Below are 22,788 nucleotides of genomic sequence, written 5' to 3'. Positions count from 1 at the left end.
GGCTCACAGGAAACGACTTGTGAGCCTGTCTCGTTTCTTATGAGCCTGTGAGCAGCATCGATCGATGTTATCCACAGCTGTGGATAACATGACCAGTGTGCGCTCGATGTCATGCAGAATCTCGGCATGCATTCGCTCCCCACGGCCCATAGACACCTGCTAATCCGTGACCTTTCCGCCAATGAGAGGCGTCAGAACACGCGGTCCGGAGAACTTTTCCGCGTTCGCCGCGGGACCTACATACCCAGCGACGTATGGAAAACACTGAACCGTGAAGAACGGCACCTGCTGCGAGCGATCGCGGTTGCCGCCGATCAGCAGCGCAGTGATTGTGTACTCAGCCATGTCTCTGCTGCACTGGCGCACGGACTACCAGCATGGAATGTCTCGTTGAGCAAAGTTCACCTCACGCGGGCGTCCTCAACCGGCGGAGGGGGTAAAAACGAACTGTTCGTGCATTCCGCGTCTCTCGATTCTGGGGAGATCGAGGTGGTCGACGGCATCCCAGTCACGTGCGCCGCGCGCACCGTCATTGACATCGCCAGAAGCGTGCCTTTCGAACAGGCGGTCGTGGTTGGTGACGCGGCGCTGCAGCGTGAGATCGTCAGCAAAAATGAACTCGCGCTTACGCTCGAGCGAGCGCGCAACATGAAGGGGATAGCGGCAGCCCGCAGAGCGGTCGCGTTCATGGATAGCCGTAGCGAAAGCGTCGGTGAGTCACGCAGCCGAGTGCTTTTTCACACGCAGGGCGTTGCGAGCCCACAATGCAGACTGAAATCTACGACGCGGAGCATACGCTGATCGGACGGGCGGATTTCATGTTCGACGACGGACTGATCGGGGAGTTCGACGGTCAAGTCAAGTACGGGCGATACCTGCGGCCTGGGGAAACCATCGCCGATGCTGTGCTTCGCGAGAAACGACGAGAGGATGCGCTCCGCGAACTCGGCTGGCTTGTCATCCGGTGGATGTGGGCTGACTTGAACCGCCCGGTGCACCTAGCGCGCAGAATACTCGAGGCGCTGTCGCGTGCCCGGTCAAGCCGCCGCCCGTCAGGAATCTGGCTTCCGGCTTGAACCCTCGCAACAGGCTCACAGGAAACGGGACAGACTCACAGGTTGTTTCCCTGGAGTCTGTCCCGTTTCTTGTGAATTTGCGCCTCGAGGCCTAGCTGTTTAGACGGTTCTTCAGCGCCTCGAACTCGTCGCGGATGCCGGTCGGCAATTTGTCACCGACGAACTGCAGCCACTCCTCGATCAGCGGAATCTCGGCTTGCCAGTCCTCCTTGTTGACCGCGAGCGCTTCATCAACATCATTGGGGTCCACATCGAGACCCTCAAGATCGAGATCACTGGCGGTGGGAACGTAGCCGATCGGGGTGGACTGTGCGTCGACCGTCCCCTCGATCCGCTCGACGATCCATTTCAGGACACGGCTGTTCTCACCGAAACCTGGCCACAAGAATCGCTTGTCGTCACCGCGGCGGAACCAGTTCACGTAGAAGATTTTCGGCAGCTTCGACTCGTCTGCGTTTTTACCCACGTCGATCCAGTGCTGCAGGTAGTCGCCCACGTTGTAGCCGAGGAACGGAATCATCGCCATCGGGTCACGGCGAACCGAACCGACCTTGCCTTCTGCCGCGGCGGTCTGCTCGCTCGACATCGTGGCACCCATGAAGGTTCCGTGCTGCCAATTGAACGCCTGGTTCACCAGCGGCACCGTCGACTTGCGGCGGCCACCGAAGAGGATCGCGGAGATCGGAACACCCTGCGGATCATCCCACTCAGGCGCTAGGGTCGGACACTGCGACATCGGCGTGCAATACCGTGAGTTCGGGTGTGCCGCCTTTCTGTCCGAATCCGGTGTCCACGGCTGGCCAAGCCAATCCGTGAGGTGATCGGGCTGGTTCTCAAGATCCTCCCACCACACATCCCCGTCGTCAGTCAGCGCGACATTGGTGAAGACGGTGTTGCCTGCCTCGATGGTCTTCATGGCGGTAGGGTTCGAGCTCCAGTTCGTGCCCGGTGCTACCCCGAAGAATCCGAACTCAGGATTGACCGCGTACAGGCGGCCGTCCTCGCCGAACCGCATCCACGCGATGTCGTCCCCGAGAGTCTCGGCACGCCAGCCCGGAACCGTGGGGTGGATCATCGCGAGGTTTGTCTTGCCGCACGCGCTCGGGAATGCCGCCGCGATGTAGTAGACCTTGTCTTCCGGAGAGATCAGCTTCAGGATGAGCATGTGCTCGGCCAGCCAGCCCTCGTCGTGGGCCATCGCAGATGCGATACGCAGCGAGTAGCACTTCTTACCCAGGAGCGCATTGCCGCCATAACCTGAGCCGAAGCTCCAGATCTCACGGGTCTCGGGGAAATGCGTGATGTATTTCGTGTCGTTGCACGGCCACGGCACATCCTTCTGGCCAGGCTCGAGCGGGGCACCAACCGAGTGCAGCGCCTTGACGAAGGGCATGTCGGTGCTCATTTTGTCGAGCGCGGCCTGCCCCATGCGGGTCATTACGCGCATCGACACCACGACGTATTCCGAGTCGGTGATCTCAACCCCGAGCTTCGGCTGTTCAGCACCGAGTGGACCCATACAGAACGGCACCACGTACATGGTGCGTCCGCGCATGCAGCCGCGATAGAGCTCGTTCATGATCGAGCGCATCTTGTCAGGCGCCATCCAGTTGTTGGTGGGGCCTGCGTCTTCTTCACGCTCACTGCAAATGAACGTCCGAGACTCCACACGAGCAACGTCGGAGGGGTCCGACTGTGCAAGGAACGAGTGGGGCTTTTTCTCCTCGTTCAGGCGCATGAACGTGCCAGCCTCGACAAGCTGGTTCGACAGACGCTCGAACTCAGCGTCGGAACCGTCGGCAAACACGACACGGTCAGGCTGGGTGAGTTCAGCGACTTCCTGCACCCAAGCGAGAAGTTCTGCATGCTTTGTGGGGACCGTGTCGTCCGTTCCGTTCAGCCCTGGAATGGTCGCTGCTGTCATCAGCCTCTCCTGGTATGGGAACCGGCCGCGTGCTCGCCGTCTCGGGCGAACAGAAAGCGAACCTGACCGGATCCACTCAATTGGTGCTCACGCTGTGCTCGTTCCCAAACCCTAACCGAATTCGGGGCAACGAAAACACAAGCACCAGGTGTCCTGAATAAGAGATTAGCGCTAACGCGTGGAGTCATGCGGCGCCGGCCTTGTTGGATACCGCACAGGACCGATTCAGAGCCCACCCGGAAGGGGGCTACCCGACGGTACCTCCGCACTGCAGCCTCGCCCGGAGTCCGGATGCTTGACGCGGACCGCTGTATCACACTCTTAGGCTAGCAGCCCGCCGTCGTCGAGCCGCCATTGCGCGGTACCGCTAGCTGCGGATTCCGATACCTGCCACACCTCGTAGGTGCCATCTGGCCCGATTCGGGTCACTGTGTCTGCAAACCCATCACCGGTGCGGTCTGTCGCGAGGAATACAGTATCGCCTTCCACCATGCGTCCACTATCGAAAACGCCGTCACCGGTCATGTCGATCGTGGGATTCAGCAGCTCCGACCTGCAAAGCTCCAGGGAAGCTCCGTCTGCCAGCGAGCTCAGGCACTCCGCGCCGCCCAATTCATCCGGTGTCCACATCAACTACACTCCCGCCCTGATCACTGCTCGTACCGCAGCACGCTTACCCGGGGTACGACGCATTCCGCGCCGCCCCGGTTCCAGTGGCGGCGGAATCAACCGGCATCAGGCGGAATCAATCAGCCGGAGGGCGCTCGTCTTCGAGGAAGCGCAAACCGCGATCCATCGCCTCAGAGATATGGCTTGCCTCACTAGCGAGTGTGGCGAGTTCGCGGTCTCTGTGGTTCGTGAGTTCCCGAAGCTCACCTTCGATCTCACGGACGTCGCTGTCCGTCGCAGCTACTTTCTCGTCGAAGCGCCCCCCAATCGCTGCGGCAAGCTGCTGTTCGGCGTTCACGATGCGCGTGCCTACCGAGCGTTCCATCTTTCCCCGTGCGTCGAGAAGCTGCTCGGTACTCCATTCGCGGAGACGCGCACGCGCTGCGATCTGTCGCCGTATCCGCATCATCCACACCGCGACCGCACCACCGAGTAGCAGCGTCAACGGGATCGTCAAAATGTCGAGAACAGGCACGAGAGACAGCGGTGACACCACGAGCCGACCGAGTCCCACTCCGACGGAGGCACCGATCAGCACCATGACGTAGTCTTCCGCACCTCTGCGCGGTGCTGCGAGCAGCGCCGCGCCGGAATTGGCAGCGCTGGCACTGGTGGCGTCAGATGTATCAGACTCCTCCGCAGCGGGCTCCGCTACCGGCTGCGAGATAGACCGGGCCGACCAGAGCGCGTCAATCCGGTCACCGACCCGCTGTTCATTCTCGGCAAGGCCGGTCCTGACCAGCGAACGGACCCGCACAGGGTAGCTCTCGATCGCGCTGCCACCGAGCGCGTCGATTTCCGCGCGCGTCGCGGCCGAAGTTGCTCGTGCCCACTCGGCGACATCGTGCCCGAGTTCAACACGAGCGAGTTGCACATCCGACCGGAGGCTGCCAAGTTCGTCGCTGCGGCCAGCGCCCCGGTTCCGGAGAAGTTCGGCGCGCACACGGTGCAGACGGTTGATCTCGGGATTGTTTTGCACTTCACGGCTGAGCCGTTGCCGGTGCGCGCGGGCTTCCTGCAGGGCCCCTGTCACCGACCAGAGCAGGTTCCGTGCGACGTAGTCGGCGCCAGGGGCGGGGAGCTCCGCCCGGATCGCGTCGTACAAGGCTTCAATTCCCGCCGACTCGGCCAGGGCACGCGCCGCGTCCGGGTCCGTGTCGCGGCGATCGTTGGAAGCCTGGACGAGGGGGGTCGCGATGGGGTGGATCTCCACCGCCGTAAAGCGAGGTGTGTGAATAGCCAGCAACTGCGCGTCCCGGTCGCGTACTTGCCGCCAGTTCTGATGCATGTCGGTCTTCGTGATCGCGAAGACCACTCTGTCGACGTTCGCGTTGAGCCGCCGCAGTTCGCCTAGCTCCGTGCTGCCCATCGATCCAGCGGCATCAAAAACCATGACGACGACTGCGAGCTGAACCCCATCGCCGTCCTCCTCTGTCCATTCACGAAAGGACACAGGCCCCCGTGGGTCTACCGCATTGAGTGCGTCGACCAGAGCACTCTTTCCGGCATTTTCGCGCCCGGTGATCACCACGTCGACCACGTCTTGGCCGCGGGGGGTGCGAACCTTGCTCCGCCCAGACAAGCGGGCCGCAGCCGCAGGCTCGTGACGCTCCAGGGCGCGCAGTAAGTCATCGCACAGGATCCGTGCGGCATGCCGACTCTGGACCGCCCGCGCCGTGTCATGCGCGCTCACGCTGCATCTCCGTCGGTCATGAGGTTCTCCGCTACCGCCAGCAGATGCCGGTAGCGGGCCAGCGCCGCGTGCGCCTGATGTGACGTCCGGGCGCTTGCCGCCTCTCTGCGCGCGACAGCTGCCCATTCGAGAACACTGCTGCGGGTTATCGCACCCGCGGCCAGGCGTTCCGCGGCCCAGGGCACACCAAGCAGAGCGGAACGGCGCAGCAACCGGATTCCGGCGGCAGCACGACCGCGCCCAGCCGCCATTTCCTGCACGATGCGTCGTTCTAGCGAAATTCGCGCCTCACCAGCTCGCGCGGCAGCCGCGTCCCAAAGCGAATCCCGCACCCAGGTATCGATTACGGCGATACCGCTCGCTTCGCGCATCAGCTCCCCCATCTCGTCGAGCGTCATCTCGGGGCTGTCCCGCAGTGCACCCACCGCCAGTCCGATTCCTGGCAGATCAAGCAGCCCTAGCAGCCGTTCACGCTGGCTGCGCTCGATCGAGATCGCCCGCTCCATGAAGAGTCCAGCGGAGTACCACCAGACCTCATCCAGCCGCGCGCATCCCTGATCGGCTCGCAAGCTAGCAATGCGACGCAGCGACTCCATGTCGGACATGGTGAGCAACCGCGACGCCCGCGCTAACAATGCACTCACGGGAACCACCCCTATTGTGAGAGCAAGGCCGGCCGAATCGGCGTGAGGACGCGCCGCGTCAGCAGAAACTGCCCGCGGACTTCCTGGAGTCCACTCGAGTAGGTCCGCGCGGCCCAGCGCAACAAGCAGCCTCGGTTTTCCTCGGCCGCCACGTCCTTCTTCGCGGAGACCGCGTACCGCACGAAGGTCCTCTTCGCGCGGATACGCTGCAGATACGTAGACGATCGCATCTGCCTGCACAGGCTTGCAGGGCGCCTCGATATCTACGGTGATTTCTCGGATCTCGACCCCTGTGAGCGTCTCGCCGAGGTAATTCGCCAGCGTCGAAACCCCAGATCCGGCGCAGCCCATTATGACCACGCGATACGCTTCTTCGCCCACGTGAGAACTCCCCTCCCCACCTCGCCCCGCCGGAATTGTCGCACTTCAGTGCTGTTCTACGCACATCGTGAGCGCTGTCCGGCCACCTCAACTATGACGACGAGGAAGAATCGTGGACCATAGACAGGTGCTGAGCGACCCTGAACGTGACACCGGACCCGACGATGCCGACGGAGATAGCGGCGGACGGGAGACCTCCGGGCTATTCCCCCGCGTGACGAGCTACCGCACTCGGACGGGTGTACTTAAACCCTCGCGGCAAAACGCATGGGACCGTATGTGGGACACATTCGGACGGGATGCCGGTGACGAACGGATCGATATCGACGCCTGGTTCGGCCGCGAGGCGCCCACCGTCGTGGAAATCGGTTGCGGGATGGGCACCGCCACAGCGGAAATGGCTCTCGCCGAACCCGACGTCAACCTCATCGCGATCGATGTCTACAAACCCGGGCTAGCGAAGCTACTTCAGCTGATCGAGGAGAACGGCATCACCAACATTCGCGTGATGCGTGGTGATGCGGTGGAGATCTTCGAGAAGATGATCGCTCCCTCGTCGCTGACGGGAGTGCGTGTCTACTTTCCCGACCCCTGGCCCAAGAAACGCCACCATAAGCGGCGTCTCCTCAAACCCGCGATGTTTCATCTGCTCGCCACCCGTTTAGTACCTCAGGGGATTCTGCATGTTGCGACGGATCATGCCGAGTACGCTGAGTTCATCGAAGAATCCGGGAATTCGGAACCGATGCTGGGCCCGGTCACGTGGCCGTGGCCCATCAGCCGCAATCGTCCCGAAACTAAGTTTGAGGGCCGGGCCGCGCGCGTCGGTAGCGCGATTACTGACCTCGCATGGGGGAGAATCACGGGATGAGCGTCAGCCAGGAAATACCTGAGACAACGGATCGGGACGCGTTCGATGTCCCCAGCATCAGCGGCCGACGGTCGCGGGTGCTCCTCGTGTGGGATGCCCCGAATCTCGATATGGGTCTCGGCGCTATTCTTGGCGGCCGCCCGACAGCTGCCTACCGCCCGCGGTTCGATGCACTTGGCCGTTGGTTGTTGCAGCGCACAGCGGAGATCGAGCAGTCACGCGGACTCGCCCCTGGCAGCCTGGAGCCCGAAGCTACCGTCTTCACCAATATCGCGCCCGGCAGCGCCGACGTTGTTCGCCCGTGGGTCGAGGCGCTGCGGAACGTCGGTTTCGCTGTATTCGCCAAGCCGAAGATCGACGAAGACAGTGACGTCGACTCCGACATGCTCAGCCACATCGAGCACCGTCACACAGGGGATGGCCTCGCTGGTGTGATGGTTGCCTCCGCGGATGGCCAGGCCTTCCGTGAACCGCTCGAGGAACTCGCGGCCGCCCAGGTACCGGTGCAGGTGATCGGGTTCAGGGAGCACGCTAGCTGGGCAGTCTCGTCAACGACCCTCGATTTCGTCGACCTTGAGGAGATCCCTGGGGTCTTCCGCGAACCACTGCCACGAGTCAGCCTCGACTCGCTGCCTGAGGAAGGGGCATGGCTGCAACCGTTCCGTCCGCTTGCGGCGTTGCTCACCCTGCGCTGACACGGCCGAAACTTTCTGCCACTGTTGATTGCGGTGCGCGCACCGCCGGTCTGGTCGTGCGCTGATACGTGAGGAGAACAGATTGTTCGCGACGTTGGGACGCTTCGTCTATCGAGCGCGTTTCACCGTGCTTGCTCTCTTGGTGGCTATCTTGGCCGCGGCGGGCGCTTTCGGTCTCGGGCTCGGTGACCGTCTCAGCCAAAGCGGCTGGGATGACCCGGGCAGCGAATCGGTTGCCGCTGAACGGATCGTCAAAGATGCGTTCGGCCGGGATAACGCCGGGGACGTCGTCGTACTCTTCACCGCTCCCGACGGATCAACAGTCGACGACCCCGAATTCGCGGCGGACGCCCGTCAGCTCCTCACGGAGATCCGTGACGACAACCCCAGCGAAGTCGACTTCGTGCGCAGCTACTGGGATTCAGACGCCCTGCATATGCTGGCAACGCCTGACCGCCAGCATGCGATCGCGAGCATAGGACTGCTCGGCGAGAACGACACCGAGGTGCTCGCTAGCTTCCAGACCATCAAATCGCAGTTCGACGCGAACGACAGTAACTTGCAGCTCGCCGGGCTGCAGCCGGTCGCGAACGCGCTCAGCCAGGGGATGGAAGACGACATCAAACGGATGGAGCTGATCGCGCTTCCAGCGGTTGCGGTTCTTCTGTTCTTCATTTTCCGCGGTGTTGTGGCCGCCGCGCTGCCGGTGATCATTGGCGTCCTGACCGTAGGTGGCGCGTGGGGCGTCACTCGGCTGCTCACCGGCGTCGTGGAAGTGAACGTCTTCGCGCAGTCGGTGATCTCGCTCATCGGCCTAGGTCTCGCGATCGATTACGGCCTTTTCGTCGTCAGCAGGTTCCGGGAGGAACTCGCCGAAGGATACGACGTGCCAGACGCGGTGCGAAGAACGGTCGCGACCGCGGGACGCACCGTTGTATTCTCAGCGACCATCATCGCGATCAGCCTTGGCGGTTTGCTGGTGTTCCCGCAGGGCTTCTTGAAGTCGGTGGCATACGGCGCGATCGCCGCCGTATCGATCGCGGCACTTCTCGCAGTGACAGTACTGCCCGCACTCTTGAGCATTCTTGGCCGCAAGGTCGACGCGCTGGGCTTCGCGAAACTTCGGCCGACCAAACCCGCCGCCGAGATGCAGCACACGTTCTGGGGGCGTATCGCGGGCTGGTCAATCAAGCGTCCACTCCGTGTTGCCGTTCCCGTCACCATTGGCCTGCTGCTTCTGGTGATCCCATTCGGCAACATTCAGTTCGGCGGCATGTCCGAGAACTACCTGCCCCCGGATAACGAGACGCGCATCGCGCAGCAGCAATTCGACGATCTGTTTCCCACTTTCCGTACGAAGCCAATCAAAGTCGTGATCACCGGCGATATCTCCGCAACCGGTGACGTGCTCCGGCAGGCGAACGAGGTTCCTGGCTTCACCGGCGCATTTGAGCTCGAGAGCCGGGCTCAGAATGTCGTCGTGCTTTCCGCTGGCCTTGTTGACGAGGCGACGGCAGGGGACGCGATCGGGGGTCTCAGAGCGATCGACGTTCCAGCCGGTACTGAGGTGCTCGTGGGCGGCGGTCCGGCCATCGAACGTGACAGTATCGATGCGATGATCACGATGATGCCGCTGATGGCTGTCGTGGTTGTCCTGATCACGACACTGCTGATGTTCCTTGCCTTCGGCTCGCTCACACTGCCAATCAAGGCCGTCGTCATGACCGCTCTCAGCCTTGGGTCCACGCTCGGCATCCTGACCTGGATCTTTATCGACGGCCACGGAGCGTCACTGCTGAACTTCACTCCTGGCCCGCTCATGGCTGCGGTTGTAGTCCTGATCGTGGCGATCATTTACGGCTTGTCGACTGACTACGAGATCTTTCTTGTCTCACGCATGGTCGAGGCCCGCGCCAAGGGTGCGAGCACAAGTGAGGCCATCAGAATGGGCACCGCGCAAACAGGTCACATCATCACTGCCGCAGCGCTCATCCTGATTGTGGTCACTGGAGCGTTCGGCTTTTCTGAGATCGCAATGATGAAGTACATTGCGTTCGGCATGATCGCGGCGCTCATCATCGACGCCACGGTCATCCGAATGCTTCTCGTGCCCTCCGTCATGCGCCTCCTGGGTGAGGACTGCTGGTGGGCGCCAGAATGGATGAAGCGGATACAGCGCAAGATCGGCCTGCAAGAACACGAACTCGAGGATGAGCTGCGGCCAGGCAGCACCGGTGCGCCACGCCTGACGTCTGAAACCTTGACACCAGGTGGTTCCCGCGAGGAACTGGCTCAGCGGCCGTAACCATGTCTCGAGACACCCGCCACGCCTCGGTTTTTCGCGGGCAGTGGGGTGTGCTCGGCGTGGTGGCGTTCGGTGGCGTGCTCGGCGCTTTCGCGCGGTACGCCCTCTCTCTGGCCTGGCCCGCACCGCCTGCCGCTATCCCCTGGCACACCTTCATCGCGAATGCGACAGGATCCGCATTGATCGGCGTCACCATTGTGCTTGTCAGTGAAGTGAGGACAGCGCACCGGCTGATGCGGCCTTTCCTGGGCACCGGCGTGTTAGGTGGTTTCACCACGTTTTCGATATATACCGCCGAGATAGTGGAACTCATGGAGCACGGCCGCATCTTCGCCGCTGCGGGATACTTGTCGCTAACACTTGCAGCGGCACTGGCTGGAGTGTGGGCGGCGATCCGCGTCACGCGGACGATAGCCTCACGACCGCGCGGAGGGAACGAATGACACATCACCCCGCTTCGGCGCTGCGCGTCATGATCCTCCTCTCAGAGAACGACACCTGGCACCACAAACCTCTTTATTCCGAAGTAGTCCACCGGGCTCGCGCCGCTGGTCTCGCCGGAGCAAGCGTTTTCCGCGGGATTGAAGGGTTCGGCGCGTCCGCCCTCGTTCATACGTCGCGGATACTTTCTCTCAGTGAGGATCTGCCGATCGTCGTTGTGATCGTCGACAGCGAAAGCAAGGTGCGCGCCTTCCTTCCCGAGCTCGATGAGATTCTCAGCGATGCCGTCGTCCTTGTTGATCCCGTTGAATTCATCCGGTACCAGACGGAGCCTCACCGGTGACGTGGCTGCTCATAGCTGCGGGCGCCGCCGTGGGAGCGCCCCTGCGCTATCTCACTGATCGCTGGATTGCCCTACGCCACGATTCGGTCTTCCCGTGGGGCACCTTCGCCGTCAACGTGGCTGGCAGCGCACTTCTTGGCGTCCTTGTCGGCGCTATCACCGCAGGCTTGCTGCCTTACGAACTACAGCTTCTCTTAATCACTGGTTTTTGCGGCGCGCTCACCACCTATTCGACATTCTCGTACGAGACGGTTCGCCTCGCGGAAGATGGAGCTGCCGCGTTTGCAATTGCAAACGTCGTGGCCACCATCGTCGCCGGCCTGCTCGCATTTGCTGGCGGTGCTGCCCTAGCGGGCATGGTCTGGTAGCTCAGCGCGCGAGCAAGCTTACGGGCTTGTACTCGGCACCTCTCGAGTGAGGAAGTACGGCCGATATCCGCGCCTGGAGTCCCGCGGATTGTCCAAGGTGTGAAATCCCGAGCGTCGTGCCAGTACCGTATTAGCGGTGAGACTCATTCCGGGTTCGCTCTCGCGCACACTCAGCACGCGGTGGGTGTTCTACGTAGTCTCCATGCTGGCCGCTAATGGAATCGGCGCGCTTTTCGTACTGACCTTCATCCGGTATGGCCTTCCGGTGTCGCCAGGGCCAGGGCTGATCGTGCGTGATCCGGTCAGCGAATTGGTCCTTGCGATTTACCTCGGTTTCGCCAGCGTCGCGATCATCGGTTCAGCAATCGTGATGCTGCGCTTCGCTATCCGCTGGTATGTGCGCGGGGGTCCACCAACACGGCGCGAACAGATAATGGCGGTGCGCGGGCCGCTGATCCAGTCGTTCGTGTATCTCGCCCTGTGGCTGATTGGCGGCACGCTCTTTGTGATTCTCATCGGACGTGAGATGCCGGAACTCATGTCCACCACGGCGGTCACAGCAGCTCTCGCAGGTGTGGTGACCTTCGGTTTCACCTATCTCCTCGGTGAGCGGATCATGCGGCCTGTCGCTGCGCGCGCGCTCTCTGACGGTAACGTCGACCCGCGCATCGCACCCAGCGTGCGGCTCCGGATGGCGATCGGGCTGGTCTCGGGGACGCTCGTACCGGCTATCGGCATCACTCTTTTAAGCTTCACACAGTTGTCCACGCATGCATATGCTCCCCGCTCGTTCGCATGGTCGGTCCTGCTCGTGGCGATCGCGATGATCCTGGCCGCTCTCGTGACGACCGTTCTCCTTGCGGGCCAAGTATCGACACCGCTGCGGCAGTTGACCCGCGCCGTCACGGAAGCGCAGCGCGGTGACGACGCACAAGTGGAGGTCTATGACGGCAGCGAGGTCGGCCTGCTGCAGGTCGGGTTCAACCAGATGATGGCTGACTCTGCGGAGCGGCGTGTGCTACGGCAACTGTTCGGTCAGCACGTCGGTGAAGACGTCGCCCGTCAAGCACTTCAGTTTGGGACCGAACTCGGCGGTGAAACACGCTTTGTGGCAGTGCTGTTCGTCGACATGGTCGGTTCCACCGCGGTCGTTTCGACAAAGCGCCCCGCCGATGTCGTCGCGATGTTGAACCAGTTCTTCAATATCGTGATAGGCGTGGTGAAACGCCACGGCGGCTTCGTCAACAAGTTCGTGGGCGACGAGGCGCTCGCGATTTTCGGCGCTCCGCTGTACCGGGCAGACGCTCCCACTGCTGCGCTTTCGGCTGCCCGCGAACTCCGCGCGGAACTCGAGGCCATGCCGGAAATCTCCGTGGGCATCGGTGTTTCCTCCGGGACGGTTGTCGCGGGCAACATCGGATCCGAGGAGCGATTCGAATACACGGTTATCGGCGACCCTGTTAATGAAGCAGCACGCCTTACCGAGCTAGCGAAGTCACGGCCCGGCAGTATCCTCGCGTCGAGTTACACGGTCTACTTCGCTGGCGAGGAAGAGCAGGAATATTGGGAGCTCGGCGAACTGGTAGCCCTAAGGGGCCGAACGAAGCTGACACAACTAGCCTGGCCGCGGCCACCGGGACAAGACGGAGATTCATCCGGACACGATGATCAGCAAGAACCGAACGAATCCGGCATCGATGCGGAGATGCGGTAACAAACGACCTACGCTGCACCACGACTTCGGCCCAATGGTTACTCTGGCGACGTGACACCGTCCGCGCCGAAGCAGCCCCGGGCAATGCCTGGTGACGAAAATTCTGCTGCTACCGGTGCTGCACGGAACGATTCGGGCGATCCGAATAGAACCAAGAAGCAGAAACGGCTGCGCTGGCTGAAGATCATCGGCGGAATTATTGTCGTTGGCCTGCTGATCTTTCAGGGGGTCGTTCTGTGGCCCACATTCGCTGACTCTTTCCGCGCCCTGCGTGAACTCCACATCGGGTGGTTCATCGCCTCACTCTCGGCGATGGCGCTGTCAATGTCGGGCTTCGGCTGGGTCCAGAAAACACTGCTGCACTCTGGAGGCGTCGAGGTCACCCAGCGGAGGTCCGTGGCGGTCGTCTACGCCGCTACCTCGATGACGCTGACGCTGCCAGCTGGCCCGGTCTTCTCGGCCGCGTTCACGTATCGGCAAACCAGGCGCTGGGGTGCGAATCATGTGGTCGCCTCATGGCAGCTGGCGATGGCTGGGGTTACCGCCACCACAACGCTCGCCGTAGTCGCAGCGATCGGCGCGCTCGTCGTCGGAACGACGGTGAGCCCCGTGATGCTCATCGGTTCTTTCGCGGGACTCATCGCGCTTGCTGTGGCCGGGCGCTATGTGTCAAAGAACCCCGAGACGCTGGAGACGTTCGGGCGCTGGGTACTTCGATTTGTCAACCGGATCCGGCGCCGCCCACTACAGGAGGGCCTCCATCGCGTCGATACGGTCCTTCAGCAGATCGAAGCAGTTCAAATGAACCGCTGGGATGCATTGAAGACCTTCTGGTGGTCCGCGGTGCACCGGAGCTCGGATGTCGCGTGCCTGGGCCTGGCTGCGTACGCGGTCGGCGCGGAGCCACGAATTTCCGGAATCCTCATCGCTTTCGCCGCGAGCAAAGCTGTCGCTTCTTTCCCACTAGCCCCAGGCGGCCTGGGCACAGTTGACGCGACGCTGATGCTGACCCTCACCATCTCCGCGGGCCTCCCTGCGTCACAAGCGCTTGCGACGGTATTCGTTTACCGACTTGTCAGCCTTGTCCTAGTTAATATCGTAGGCTGGATCGTGTTCTTCTTCTTGTTCCGCGCAAGACAGGCGGATGACGCTGAACTCGACCGAGAATTCGCTGAGGGCGATATCTTCCATGCCGAAGACACACAGGATGAGCACGAGCATCCCGATCCGCCACCCCAAGGCGACCAGCAATCTCCGCCGGGCCCGGATGCTCGTCAGTAGACCCAGAAGAGCGACGCCACGATGAATCCATGGGATGTGCTCCGGCAATTAGCGCACCCCATCGTGCTGACCTACGTTCTCACCATTCTGATGATCAACCTGATCGCCGCGATGACGGCCCTGATTCTCATCGGTGCCGTTATCCCCATTCCAGTGCTTCAGGATCCCGAGGGAGTGTGGGAACGCAACGTCGGCTGGTTCCTGATTGCGGTCCCGCTGGCTGCGGCATCCTTCGCCGGGGTCCACTTACGGTACGCCTGGCCGAATCTCGAGTGGCTAGCGCGAGGCGGCACGCCCCGGTCGTACGAGGCACACGTCGCGCTCGGACAGACGAAGCGACAGGTTGCCATTGAGGCAAGCGCCTGGATTGTGGCGTCCTCCGGTTTCGTTCTCGTCAACCTGGCCGCGCAGTCAACCGAACTCCTGGTCCTCATCGTCATCACCACCGCGATGGTCGGCGCGGTGTCTGTCACCCTGAGCTACATAATCGGCGAGCGCATGCTGCGGCCGCTCACCGCCGTGGCGATGTCTGTGCGCTTCCCGTCTCAGCAGATCGCACCTGGTGTGGGCATTCGCATTCTGCTGATCTGGGGCCTGACAACTGCGGTACCCGCCCTGGGGGTAGTTCTGATCTCCCTCTCACAGATCACGGACCATGCGGGACCTGCGGCTACCGAAATGGATACCGCCGTGCTGGTCCTTTCCGTTCTGGCAATGCTGATCGGTTTCGTCGGTATCGCCGTCGTTGCTCGTTCCATCTCGGATCCGCTGCAGCAGGTAAGCGACGCCATGCGCGGTGTCGAGGGTGGCGACCTCACCGCGCGTGTCTCTGTCTATGATGGCTCCGAAATCGGTCAGCTTCAGGCAGGCTTCAACAGCATGGTGAAAGGGCTCGCCGAACGTGAACGCCTGTCCGATCTGTTCAGCAAACACGTCGGGGAAGAAGTAGCACGCGCTGCCATCGAACAGGGGAACGTCCGCGGCGGTGCGCTACGAAAGGTGTCGGTACTGTTCATCGACCTGACCGGCTCGACCACGCTCGCAGCGGAACAGCCGCCCGAAGTCGTTGTTGCGGTGCTCAACGAGTTCTTCGAACTCGTCGTTGACGCCGTGTCCGCGCACCAGGGGTTCGTCAGCAAATTCGAGGGTGACGCCGCGATAGCCGTTTTCGGGGCGCCTTTGGACGTTCCCGAAGCGATCAGTCACGCGCTGAGCTGTGCGCGGCACATGCGGGAGACGCTCAGCGGAAGAATCGCGCTTGATTTTGGCATCGGAATCGCCGCCGGAAGCGCGCTCGCCGGAAACATCGGCGCCGCCGAACGTTTCGAGTACACGGTGCTCGGCACTCCGGTCATCAAAGCGACGGAACTCAGCGACTATGCGAAGACCCGCCCCAGCAGAGTTCTCACGACCGCGGAAGCAGTGAGCGCCGCGCTTCCTGAGGAAGCCCAGCACTGGCAAGTAGTCTCAGTCGGTGAGCGAAAGCTCGCCGAGCCAGCGGTTTCCGTTCCCGTGAACCTTTCGAAGCGAGTTTCAGGAGGTGAACAGTCATGACGCGCCCGGTTCGCCTGCCAGAACTGCCGGAATCGGTAGTCCCGATTTTCAATCAGTTCACCAAGCCATTCACGCTGGCTTATGGCGCGTCACTGATCTTCACGAACGGTCTCGGGGTTCTCCTGAGTTTTGCTCTGCTCCGGTACGTTCTTCCGCATCCCGCGAATGCCGTCATCACTCCTGACATTCGCAGCTCGAATACTGTGTTGATCTCAACACTTCTGCCACTCGCGCTTGCTGTCGGCGTCGCGGTTTCAGCCTGGGCCGGGCGGCCGATCTTCCGGTGGATGGAACAGGGCGGAATGCCCAATCCGCGTCAGCACGCTCTCATCGTGAGCGCTCCAGCCCGCCAGACAGCTCTGATCGCATCGCTGTGGATCGCCGTCACCGTGGCATTTGCCATCAGCGTCGCACGAATCAACAGCCCACAGTTGACACTGATGGTGATCCTGACATTTCTGTCGGTGGGGCTCACATGCTGCGCGATCAGCTACTTCATCGCCGAACGCATTCTGCGGCGATTGATCTCGGATGCGATGCACGGTGTCAGCATCGACGCCCGGTCGGCCACCTCGGTCACCATGCGGCTTCTCACCATGTGGATAGTCACGGCAGCACTGCCACTATTCTGGATCGTTCTCGTCGTGAGCTTCCGGTTCTTGTCGTCGATCTTTCCTGACACCGACCAGACAGCGACCGCGGTCGCGATACTTGGCATTCTCACCATCGTGGTCGGGTTCCTTGGCATGGCGGTAGTAGCGCGGTCGATCTCGGATCCAGTGAAGCAGGTCAGCGCGGCGATGGAAGCTGTTAAAAGCGGCCGCTACGACATCTCAGTGCCGATCTACGATGGGTCGGAGACCGGCCGCCTCCAGTATGGATTCAACCAGATGGTTCATGGCCTCGCGGAACGCGAGAAGCTCTCGGACATGTTTGGGCGTCGTGTCGGTACTGATGTTGTCCGGGAGGTTCTGGACCGCGGCGGGTCGCTAGGCGGCGAGTCACGGGAGGTGGCGGTGATGTTTGTGGACCTTGTGGGTTCGAGCAAACGCATCGACGCGCTGCCACCCTACCGAGTGGTCGCGATGCTGAATGAGTTCTTTGAGGTCGTCGTCGATACTGTGCATGCCCACGGCGGAATGGTGAACAAGTTCACAGGCGACGCCGCGCTCGCCGTTTTTGGCGCGCCCGTCGCCCTCCCCAACGTTGCGAGTGCCGCGCTGGCTACTGCTCGAGAGCTGCGGCCCCGCATCCACGCCACCACGACGCTCAACTTCGGAATAGGCGTATCAGCCGGACGTGTGGTCGCCGGCAACGTCGGCGCGCGCAACCGCCTGGAATACACGGTGATCGGCGATCCCGTCAATGAGGCTGCGCGGCTCAAAGAGCTGGCGAAGACGTGGCCTGGGCGTGTTCTTGCCTCGTTCGAGGTGTTGCAGAAAGCCGACGCATACGAGTCGTCGCGCTGGCTTCCCACGACGTCGGTCACACTGCGCGGCCGACTCACTCCGACCAGGCTTGCCGTACCGCGGTAGCTTCGCTCGACTGGGCAGCAGCCGCTGCCGGGATTACGCTGTGGTCGTGCAAACCAAAAGCCCTGCCCGCGTAGTCACCATCGCCGTCATTGTTGACGTCATCGCTGTCGTCGCTTTCGCGATCGCCGGGCGTCTCCATCATGAAGAAGCAGCAAATTTTGCCGGCGTCGTGAGCACCGCGCTGCCGTTCCTCGTGGGGCTCGCGGCTGGCTGGATTACTGTTCTGAAAGCGCTCGAAAATGCCCACCCGCTCGCGGTCTTACCGACGGGCGTCGCTCTGTGGGCCTGGACGATGGTCGGCGGGGTCATCATTCGCCTGCTATCGGGCGAGGGCGCTGCGCTGGCGTTCGTACTCACTGCAACATTGGTGACCGGAGCATTGCTTGTCGGCTGGCGGGGAATCGCGCAGCTGGTACTTTACGTCCGCCGCAGGGCTAGTTCTGCAGCGGTCTGAGAAACCGGCCGGCGGAGTCGACAGCCGCGTGAGCGGTTCCCGCGTCCCCGACGAATACCGCGAAAGCGAGGTCACCGTCGATTCCGATGAACCAGCCGTGCCGTTCGTCGCTCCTGTCGCCTTCGGCAGTTCCCACGGCGCCGATGAGCCCCGGCAAGTCCCCCAATTCCGCCGCGCTCCCCTCAGTGACCACCTCACGCATCATGTGTTTCAGCGCGTTGGTCAGCGCGAGATCAAGCGGCACGACTTCTTCCACATCCTCCGCGGTCTCAGTGGTCGCTGACGGACTCGAAACGTCGCGTGCTGGCCCGTTGCTGGGCGCGACTAAAACTGGCTCGGGGACGGAGCCACGAGCAATTGAGGCCGCTACGAGCGCCATTCCGAACGGACTTGCACGGACTTCGCCCTGACCGATCGACGCTTCAACACGCTCCGTGCCCGAATCTGAGAACGGGACCCTGCCGGTGATTGTATTGAGCCCCGGCGTTTCGAGGTCGAGGCCCATTCCGAGGCGCAGCGCCATGTCATGCAGTGCTTCGTTGGATAATCCGAGCGCAATCTGCGCCAGCGTCGTAATGCATGACCGAGCAAACGCACTTGAAAACGGCAATTCTTCAGGAGTGACTTCTCCAGGATTGGCGACACGACGTTCGTCGTAGATCCCTTCCTCTGGGCAGAGGACGGTCTCGTCGGGCATTATGACTCCCTCTGTCATCGCCGCCAGCGCGGTTATGGCGGTGAAGGCAGCGCCGGGAGGGAACAAACCGGTGAGCGCAATCGGGCCGGCCTCGTTCGCGGCCTCGTTCTGTGCCACCGCGAGGACCGCCCCCGAACTCGGTTTCAGCGCGACAATCACAGCCGGTTCGGCGACGTCAACGATTGCGTCCTGTGCTGCCATCTGGACTTCGAGGTCGAGTTCAGTCTTCACATCGCTCAGTGGAATACCCGGCTCGGAAGCGAGGACTGTCGCGGATCCGCTGACATCAACCAGTTCAACAGTCCAGCCTGCAGATTCTTCCTGTCGCGCTTCCCACGAGTCCCGAAGAACACCGAAAACGGGAGAGTTGAGCGCGCGAGTCGCGGTCAACAATCGGGCCTGGTCCGACACTGTCGTGCCCGGGATAGCCGCGAGTTGATCCTGGATACCGGCATAGTCTTCGTCGCGCAACGCGGTAACAGTGACGGGGTTGCCCCGACCGCTCGACAACGTGTCGAGGATCTTCGCGCGAGTGAGGCGTGCATCGAGCGGCCGTAGCAGCGGCTCGAGCGCATCGGCTGCGGAGCCTGGACTGGTCACTTCCGTAGGGTCCAGGGTGATCATCTTGACCGTCTGCTGTGCCATCACGGTCTGGCCAGCCCTGTCACGGATCTCGGGCGGGTCGGGTGGCTGCGGCCGGAAGCGAACCTGTTCGCCCTCCTGCAGCCCGGGCACAAGGATGTCCGGGCGCCACGCTATCTGCCAGTTTTGCCCATCACGCACAGCGGTGCCATTGGTGGAGAACACCCATTCGCGGGGCCCGTACGCGCTGCCACCGAGATTCCAGACGGCGCCCAGAGTGAAGTCCGCACCGTTGCGCCCCGCCGAATTTTCAACTGTCAGTGCCTGCACCACGAACTCTGCCCCGTCCCGATTAAGCGCAGCAAAGACCTGTTCTATGTCGTTTCGCGCCTGCTCGGGACTGTCCGTGTAGCCCGCGGCGAGTGCGGCGTCGCCCTCCGAAAGAGCATCAGTGAATGCCCGCAACGTAACCAGTGCATCGGGTCGCGCCGGGGGCGCCTCACACCCGATCAGAGCCGTCGCACCGAGCACTGCGGCGAGCAGCAACGCGACCGCCGACGAGCGGTTACGCGCGACTGCGGCGCGGCGCGGCGGACGGGCTGACTGAGGGCACACAGCCCCGATTGTGCCCGCAGATTGGCAGCCTCCGCAGCGAGGGCCACGATTCTTAGCGGAATCCCAGCAAGACGTACGGCCGCGACGCTTCTATCCTGTCAAGCGTGACCCCCGCAGAATCAGGACCAACCGGATCCAGCGAACAGGCTAAACTCCTCGACGCGCTCACGAAGTATGTGATGACTGAACTATCAGGCGACAGGTTCGTCGCCGCCGTGGAGCGTGAGGTTGACTACGGACTGGAGTCGGCGCGGCGACTCACCCTCGGTGATGTCGTCACGCAGGAGCAGGTCGTGGCGGTGGCGCTAAAGTACGCGAGCGACTGGCGCATCGCTGGGGCAATCCCCGAACTCGCGGGTGAAATCGCGCATCGTGTCCATATCCGGACGCTCGGGCAGGTGGGCGAGGAGCTCAGTGACGTGGTGCCAGAGGACAGCGTCGCGGAACTCTCCGAGAAGATCGCCACGATGCCTGCTTTCCACCGCGTGGTTGACCGGGTTTATCACAGCCCGGTCAGCGCCCAGCTGGCAGCATGGTTTGTCTACCACGTGGCTGTCGACTCACTGCGCCGGAACAGAGCTCTCGCGGACAATATCCCCGGCGTCGGGACGCTGCTGCGTCTGACCGGGTCAATCAGCAGTCGACTCGCGCCTTCGCTGCCTCAGATCGTCGACGTGCGTTTTCGGGAAGTGACGGAGCGGATCACTCACTACCTTGTCGCGCACAGTCACAGCCTCAGCGATGAGGAGACACCTGAATCTATCGTTGCGGCGGCGATGGAACTCTGGGACGAGCACGCTCACAGTTCACTGAGTTCGCTGGGCTCTGCCATCACCTCGGAAGATATCGAAGACTTCCTTATTCTTGCGTTCGAATTCTGGCGCGATTTCCGCAAGACGTCCTACTTCAAAGCGATCGTGAGCGAAGGTATCGGGTTCTTCTTCGAAAAGTACTCCGACCAGACTCTCGCCGAAATCCTCGACGAGGTCGGAGTCAGCCGCGAGGACATGATCGAGGAAGCGCTCCGGTTCGCTCCCCCGATCATCGGCGTCATCTCAGAGAACGGCATGCTCGAGAATTTCGTCCGGCGCCAGTTCGAACCTTTCGTCAATTCCGAGCAGGTGCGCGAACTGTTCAGCTAGTTTCTCAGCTCGGCGTTTGCGCCTTTGAGAGCCTCGGTTCCAGCCACTCGATGACGTCATCGAGTACTTGCTTCTTCTCAGGCTCATTGAATAGTTCGTGGTAGAGGCCGCTGTAGACGTGCAGGGTGCAGTCGGTCTCCGAAATCAAGTCCGGCACCGATCGGCTGCCTGCCACAGCCGTCAGTTTGTCCTCGCTGCCGTGCAATACCAGCAGCGGCACGCGGAGCCGGCTGAGGCGCAGTGGCAGTGCTTCCATTGTGAGAACGAGATGACGGGCGAGTCCCGCGGGCACAAAGCTGTGGTGAACGAGGGGATCGTTCTTGTACTGCTCGACGACCACCGGATCACGGGAAACATCGTCGGCTGAGATCTTCTCGACAGGGACGAACGGCAGGTAGCGTCCGAGCGTTTTGCCGAGGGCGACGATGAGCTTTGGCGTGCCAGTCGCGAGCTGGATGGCCGGGGCGGACAGAATGACCGCGGAGAGTCCCTCTGGATGGTCCAGTGCATAAGTCAGCGCGATGGTACCGCCCATGCTGTGCCCTAGTAGCACTGCAGGCACACCGGTGTGATGCCGCCGCGCGATCGCGAACATCGTGTGGAGGTCCGCGGTGTAGTCCCGCCACGTCCGCAGCCCCAGGCGGCGGCCACCCGAGCGCCCGTGCCCGCGGTGGTCAGGCGCATATACGACCAGGCCGAGCCGGGTAAACTCTTCAGCTACATGCGCATAGCGTTCGGCGTGCTCGCCGAGCCCGTGCGAAATGACAAGAATGCCGACCGGATCCCGATCCGGCTTCCACACGCTGTAGTTGATCCGAGTGCCGTATACGCCGCGAAAGAACGATTCCGAGTGCTCCACGCCGCCGATTCTAAGCCCCTCCCGCGCGATACACCGCTCACGACGACCACTCCGCACGTTGCTCCCGTCACAGCACACGATTATTCGCGAGCGTGAACCGGACATTGCCAGTAGCATGCATTTAACTTTGACTCCGGCGAAATCGGCAGGGGCAGGAGGTGACGGTTCGTGCGCATCTTGAATCCCCCACGGGCGGAGGTCGTCCCGTCGAGCGCCCGACCCCGCACGCACGTCTCGTGGCTCGAATCCCGCCACTCCTTCTCGTTCGGCCCGCACTACAACCCTGAGAACACGCATCACGGCGTCCTCCTGGTCAACAATGAAGAACTCGTCACCGCCGGTTCCGGGTTCGACACCCACCCGCACCAGAACATGGAAATCCTGACCTGGGTGCTCGAGGGGTCGCTATTGCACCAAGACTCCATGGGGCACGCGGGCGTGGTCTACCCTGGCCTCGCGCAACGCATGAGCAGCGGCACCGGCATCATGCACTCCGAACGCAACGATTCGTGGCGTCTCGCCGGCCCCAGGCACGACAACCCCGTCCACTTCATTCAGATGTGGGTCCTCCCCGACGAGACCGGCGATCCGCCCGATTACGACCAAACCGAAATCGACACCGACCTCGCGAGCGGGAGCCTGGTCCCCGTGGCATCCGGCATGCCAAAATACCGCCACGGCTCCGCGCTTCGCATACGCAACCGGAACGCCGCGCTACACATTTCCAGGCTGCAGCCGGGCTACCCCATCGTGGTGCCTGACGCGCCGTACGTCCACGTGCACGTCGCCAGAGGCAGCGCAAATATGGAAAGTATCGGCGATCTGGGCCCCGGAGATTCAGTGCGGCTGACCAGCACCGGAGGTCATCGGATCAGCACCACCAACGACGCTGAAGTGTTGATCTGGGAAATGCACACCAGCCTCACCGGCCGCTGAGCCCCGGTA

The 22,788-nt window shown here is 62.2% G+C and carries 22 protein-coding genes; 15 read left to right on the top strand and 7 right to left on the bottom strand.

What is annotated here, in order from left to right; all coding sequences use genetic code 11:
- Positions 1-159: 159 nt before the first annotated feature.
- The gene (locus FHU29_RS19780) at positions 160-345 is read right to left on the bottom strand and encodes a hypothetical protein (protein ID WP_083962064.1); all 186 of its coding nucleotides are present in this window, start codon (positions 343-345) and stop codon (positions 160-162) included.
- Between the two features lie 45 nt (positions 346-390).
- Here FHU29_RS19780 and FHU29_RS19775 point away from each other — a divergent pair, with 45 nt between their 5' ends.
- Entirely contained in the window at positions 391-801 is a 411-nt protein-coding gene (locus FHU29_RS19775) for a hypothetical protein (RefSeq protein ID WP_083962065.1), read from the top strand.
- A complete protein-coding gene (locus tag FHU29_RS19770; protein WP_083962066.1) occupies positions 765-1,076 on the top strand; it encodes a hypothetical protein in 312 nt (103 codons plus the stop codon). Before FHU29_RS19775 ends, FHU29_RS19770 begins: the two co-directional genes overlap by 37 nt.
- A gap of 91 nt (positions 1,077-1,167) precedes the next feature.
- On the opposite strand, the gene FHU29_RS19765 is transcribed toward FHU29_RS19770, so the two are convergent.
- The 4 genes from FHU29_RS19765 to FHU29_RS19750 form a co-directional block, all read right to left on the bottom strand.
- A complete protein-coding gene (locus FHU29_RS19765) occupies positions 1,168-3,000 on the bottom strand; it encodes a phosphoenolpyruvate carboxykinase (GTP) (protein ID WP_064438415.1) in 1,833 nt (610 codons plus the stop codon).
- 321 nt (positions 3,001-3,321) lie between these two features.
- Positions 3,322-3,630: a DUF6802 family protein gene (locus FHU29_RS19760; RefSeq protein ID WP_064438416.1), complete on the bottom strand. Its 309-nt coding sequence runs from the start codon at positions 3,628-3,630 to the stop codon at positions 3,322-3,324.
- A 115-nt stretch (positions 3,631-3,745) separates the two neighbouring features.
- Positions 3,746-5,362 carry a hypothetical protein gene (locus FHU29_RS19755; protein WP_064438417.1) on the bottom strand — a complete coding sequence of 539 codons (1,617 nt, stop codon included), beginning with the start codon at positions 5,360-5,362 and terminating at the stop codon, positions 3,746-3,748.
- Positions 5,359-6,387, bottom strand: a complete 1,029-nt coding sequence (locus tag FHU29_RS19750) for a hypothetical protein (RefSeq protein ID WP_064438418.1) — start codon at positions 6,385-6,387, stop codon at positions 5,359-5,361. Before FHU29_RS19750 ends, FHU29_RS19755 begins: the two co-directional genes overlap by 4 nt.
- Positions 6,388-6,499: 112 nt before the next feature.
- On the opposite strand from FHU29_RS19750, the gene trmB reads away from it, so the two are divergent.
- The 11 genes from trmB to FHU29_RS19695 all read left to right on the top strand — a co-directional run bounded on the left by trmB (position 6,500) and on the right by FHU29_RS19695 (position 17,948).
- Positions 6,500-7,258 (top strand): tRNA (guanosine(46)-N7)-methyltransferase TrmB, encoded by a 759-nt coding sequence (gene trmB / locus FHU29_RS19745; RefSeq protein WP_064438419.1) that lies wholly within the window; start codon positions 6,500-6,502, stop codon positions 7,256-7,258.
- Positions 7,255-7,953 carry an NYN domain-containing protein gene (locus FHU29_RS19740; RefSeq protein WP_064438420.1) on the top strand — a complete coding sequence of 233 codons (699 nt, stop codon included), beginning with the start codon at positions 7,255-7,257 and terminating at the stop codon, positions 7,951-7,953. The genes trmB and FHU29_RS19740 overlap by 4 nt, the downstream gene beginning before the upstream one ends.
- 82 nt (positions 7,954-8,035) lie before the next feature.
- The gene (locus tag FHU29_RS19735; RefSeq protein ID WP_064438421.1) at positions 8,036-10,258 is read left to right on the top strand and encodes an MMPL family transporter; all 2,223 of its coding nucleotides are present in this window, start codon (positions 8,036-8,038) and stop codon (positions 10,256-10,258) included.
- A 2-nt stretch (positions 10,259-10,260) separates the two neighbouring features.
- Positions 10,261-10,701 carry a fluoride efflux transporter FluC gene (locus tag FHU29_RS19730; RefSeq protein ID WP_064438422.1) on the top strand — a complete coding sequence of 147 codons (441 nt, stop codon included), beginning with the start codon at positions 10,261-10,263 and terminating at the stop codon, positions 10,699-10,701.
- A complete protein-coding gene (locus FHU29_RS19725) occupies positions 10,698-11,042 on the top strand; it encodes a DUF190 domain-containing protein (RefSeq protein WP_064438423.1) in 345 nt (114 codons plus the stop codon). Before FHU29_RS19730 ends, FHU29_RS19725 begins: the two co-directional genes overlap by 4 nt.
- A complete protein-coding gene (crcB, locus tag FHU29_RS19720) occupies positions 11,039-11,410 on the top strand; it encodes a fluoride efflux transporter CrcB (RefSeq protein ID WP_064438424.1) in 372 nt (123 codons plus the stop codon). The genes FHU29_RS19725 and crcB overlap by 4 nt, the downstream gene beginning before the upstream one ends.
- A 202-nt stretch (positions 11,411-11,612) precedes the next feature.
- On the top strand, positions 11,613-13,124 hold the full coding sequence (locus FHU29_RS19715; protein ID WP_064438681.1) for an adenylate/guanylate cyclase domain-containing protein: 1,512 nt from the start codon (positions 11,613-11,615) through the stop codon (positions 13,122-13,124).
- A gap of 51 nt (positions 13,125-13,175) precedes the next feature.
- Positions 13,176-14,405, top strand: coding sequence for a lysylphosphatidylglycerol synthase transmembrane domain-containing protein (locus FHU29_RS19710; RefSeq protein ID WP_083962067.1), 1,230 nt, complete (start codon positions 13,176-13,178; stop codon positions 14,403-14,405).
- Positions 14,406-14,426: 21 nt separating this feature from the next.
- On the top strand, positions 14,427-15,959 hold the full coding sequence (locus tag FHU29_RS19705; protein WP_083962068.1) for an adenylate/guanylate cyclase domain-containing protein: 1,533 nt from the start codon (positions 14,427-14,429) through the stop codon (positions 15,957-15,959).
- A complete protein-coding gene (locus FHU29_RS19700; protein ID WP_083962069.1) occupies positions 15,956-17,494 on the top strand; it encodes an adenylate/guanylate cyclase domain-containing protein in 1,539 nt (512 codons plus the stop codon). Before FHU29_RS19705 ends, FHU29_RS19700 begins: the two co-directional genes overlap by 4 nt.
- 46 nt (positions 17,495-17,540) lie before the next feature.
- Positions 17,541-17,948 (top strand): DUF3054 domain-containing protein, encoded by a 408-nt coding sequence (locus tag FHU29_RS19695; protein WP_064438683.1) that lies wholly within the window; start codon positions 17,541-17,543, stop codon positions 17,946-17,948.
- On the opposite strand, the gene FHU29_RS19690 is transcribed toward FHU29_RS19695, so the two are convergent.
- Positions 17,929-19,842, bottom strand: a complete 1,914-nt coding sequence (locus FHU29_RS19690) for a penicillin-binding transpeptidase domain-containing protein (protein ID WP_083962071.1) — start codon at positions 19,840-19,842, stop codon at positions 17,929-17,931. The genes FHU29_RS19695 and FHU29_RS19690 overlap by 20 nt on opposite strands.
- A gap of 104 nt (positions 19,843-19,946) precedes the next feature.
- Between FHU29_RS19690 and FHU29_RS19685 the strand changes: the two genes are divergently transcribed.
- A complete protein-coding gene (locus tag FHU29_RS19685) occupies positions 19,947-20,984 on the top strand; it encodes a hypothetical protein (protein WP_064438427.1) in 1,038 nt (345 codons plus the stop codon).
- 4 nt (positions 20,985-20,988) lie between these two features.
- Here the strand turns inward: FHU29_RS19685 and FHU29_RS19680 are convergent, their stop codons facing one another.
- A complete protein-coding gene (locus tag FHU29_RS19680; protein ID WP_064438428.1) occupies positions 20,989-21,843 on the bottom strand; it encodes an alpha/beta hydrolase in 855 nt (284 codons plus the stop codon).
- A gap of 168 nt (positions 21,844-22,011) precedes the next feature.
- On the opposite strand from FHU29_RS19680, the gene FHU29_RS19675 reads away from it, so the two are divergent.
- Complete coding sequence (locus tag FHU29_RS19675; protein ID WP_064438429.1) at positions 22,012-22,779, top strand: pirin family protein; 768 nt, start codon at positions 22,012-22,014, stop codon at positions 22,777-22,779.
- The last annotated feature ends 9 nt before the right edge of the window (positions 22,780-22,788 follow it).

This window comes from Hoyosella altamirensis (genome assembly GCF_014191505.1).
Lineage (GTDB): Bacteria > Actinomycetota > Actinomycetes > Mycobacteriales > Mycobacteriaceae > Hoyosella > Hoyosella altamirensis.
This window is presented reverse-complemented; position numbering and strand designations above follow the sequence as displayed.

Excerpts from the sequence above, each read along its gene's own strand:
- FHU29_RS19780 (WP_083962064.1), bottom strand. The coding sequence starts at position 345 with ATGGCTGAGTACACAATCACTGCGCTGCTGATCGGCGGCAACCGCGAT.
- FHU29_RS19770 (WP_083962066.1), top strand. The coding sequence starts at position 765 with ATGCAGACTGAAATCTACGACGCGGAGCATACGCTGATCGGACGGGCG.
- FHU29_RS19765 (WP_064438415.1), bottom strand. The coding sequence starts at position 3,000 with ATGACAGCAGCGACCATTCCAGGGCTGAACGGAACGGACGACACGGTC.
- FHU29_RS19760 (WP_064438416.1), bottom strand. The coding sequence starts at position 3,630 with ATGTGGACACCGGATGAATTGGGCGGCGCGGAGTGCCTGAGCTCGCTG.
- FHU29_RS19740 (WP_064438420.1), top strand. The coding sequence starts at position 7,255 with ATGAGCGTCAGCCAGGAAATACCTGAGACAACGGATCGGGACGCGTTC.
- FHU29_RS19730 (WP_064438422.1), top strand. The coding sequence starts at position 10,261 with ATGTCTCGAGACACCCGCCACGCCTCGGTTTTTCGCGGGCAGTGGGGT.
- FHU29_RS19725 (WP_064438423.1), top strand. The coding sequence starts at position 10,698 with ATGACACATCACCCCGCTTCGGCGCTGCGCGTCATGATCCTCCTCTCA.
- FHU29_RS19715 (WP_064438681.1), top strand. The coding sequence starts at position 11,613 with ATGCTGGCCGCTAATGGAATCGGCGCGCTTTTCGTACTGACCTTCATC.
- FHU29_RS19705 (WP_083962068.1), top strand. The coding sequence starts at position 14,427 with ATGAATCCATGGGATGTGCTCCGGCAATTAGCGCACCCCATCGTGCTG.
- FHU29_RS19700 (WP_083962069.1), top strand. The coding sequence starts at position 15,956 with ATGACGCGCCCGGTTCGCCTGCCAGAACTGCCGGAATCGGTAGTCCCG.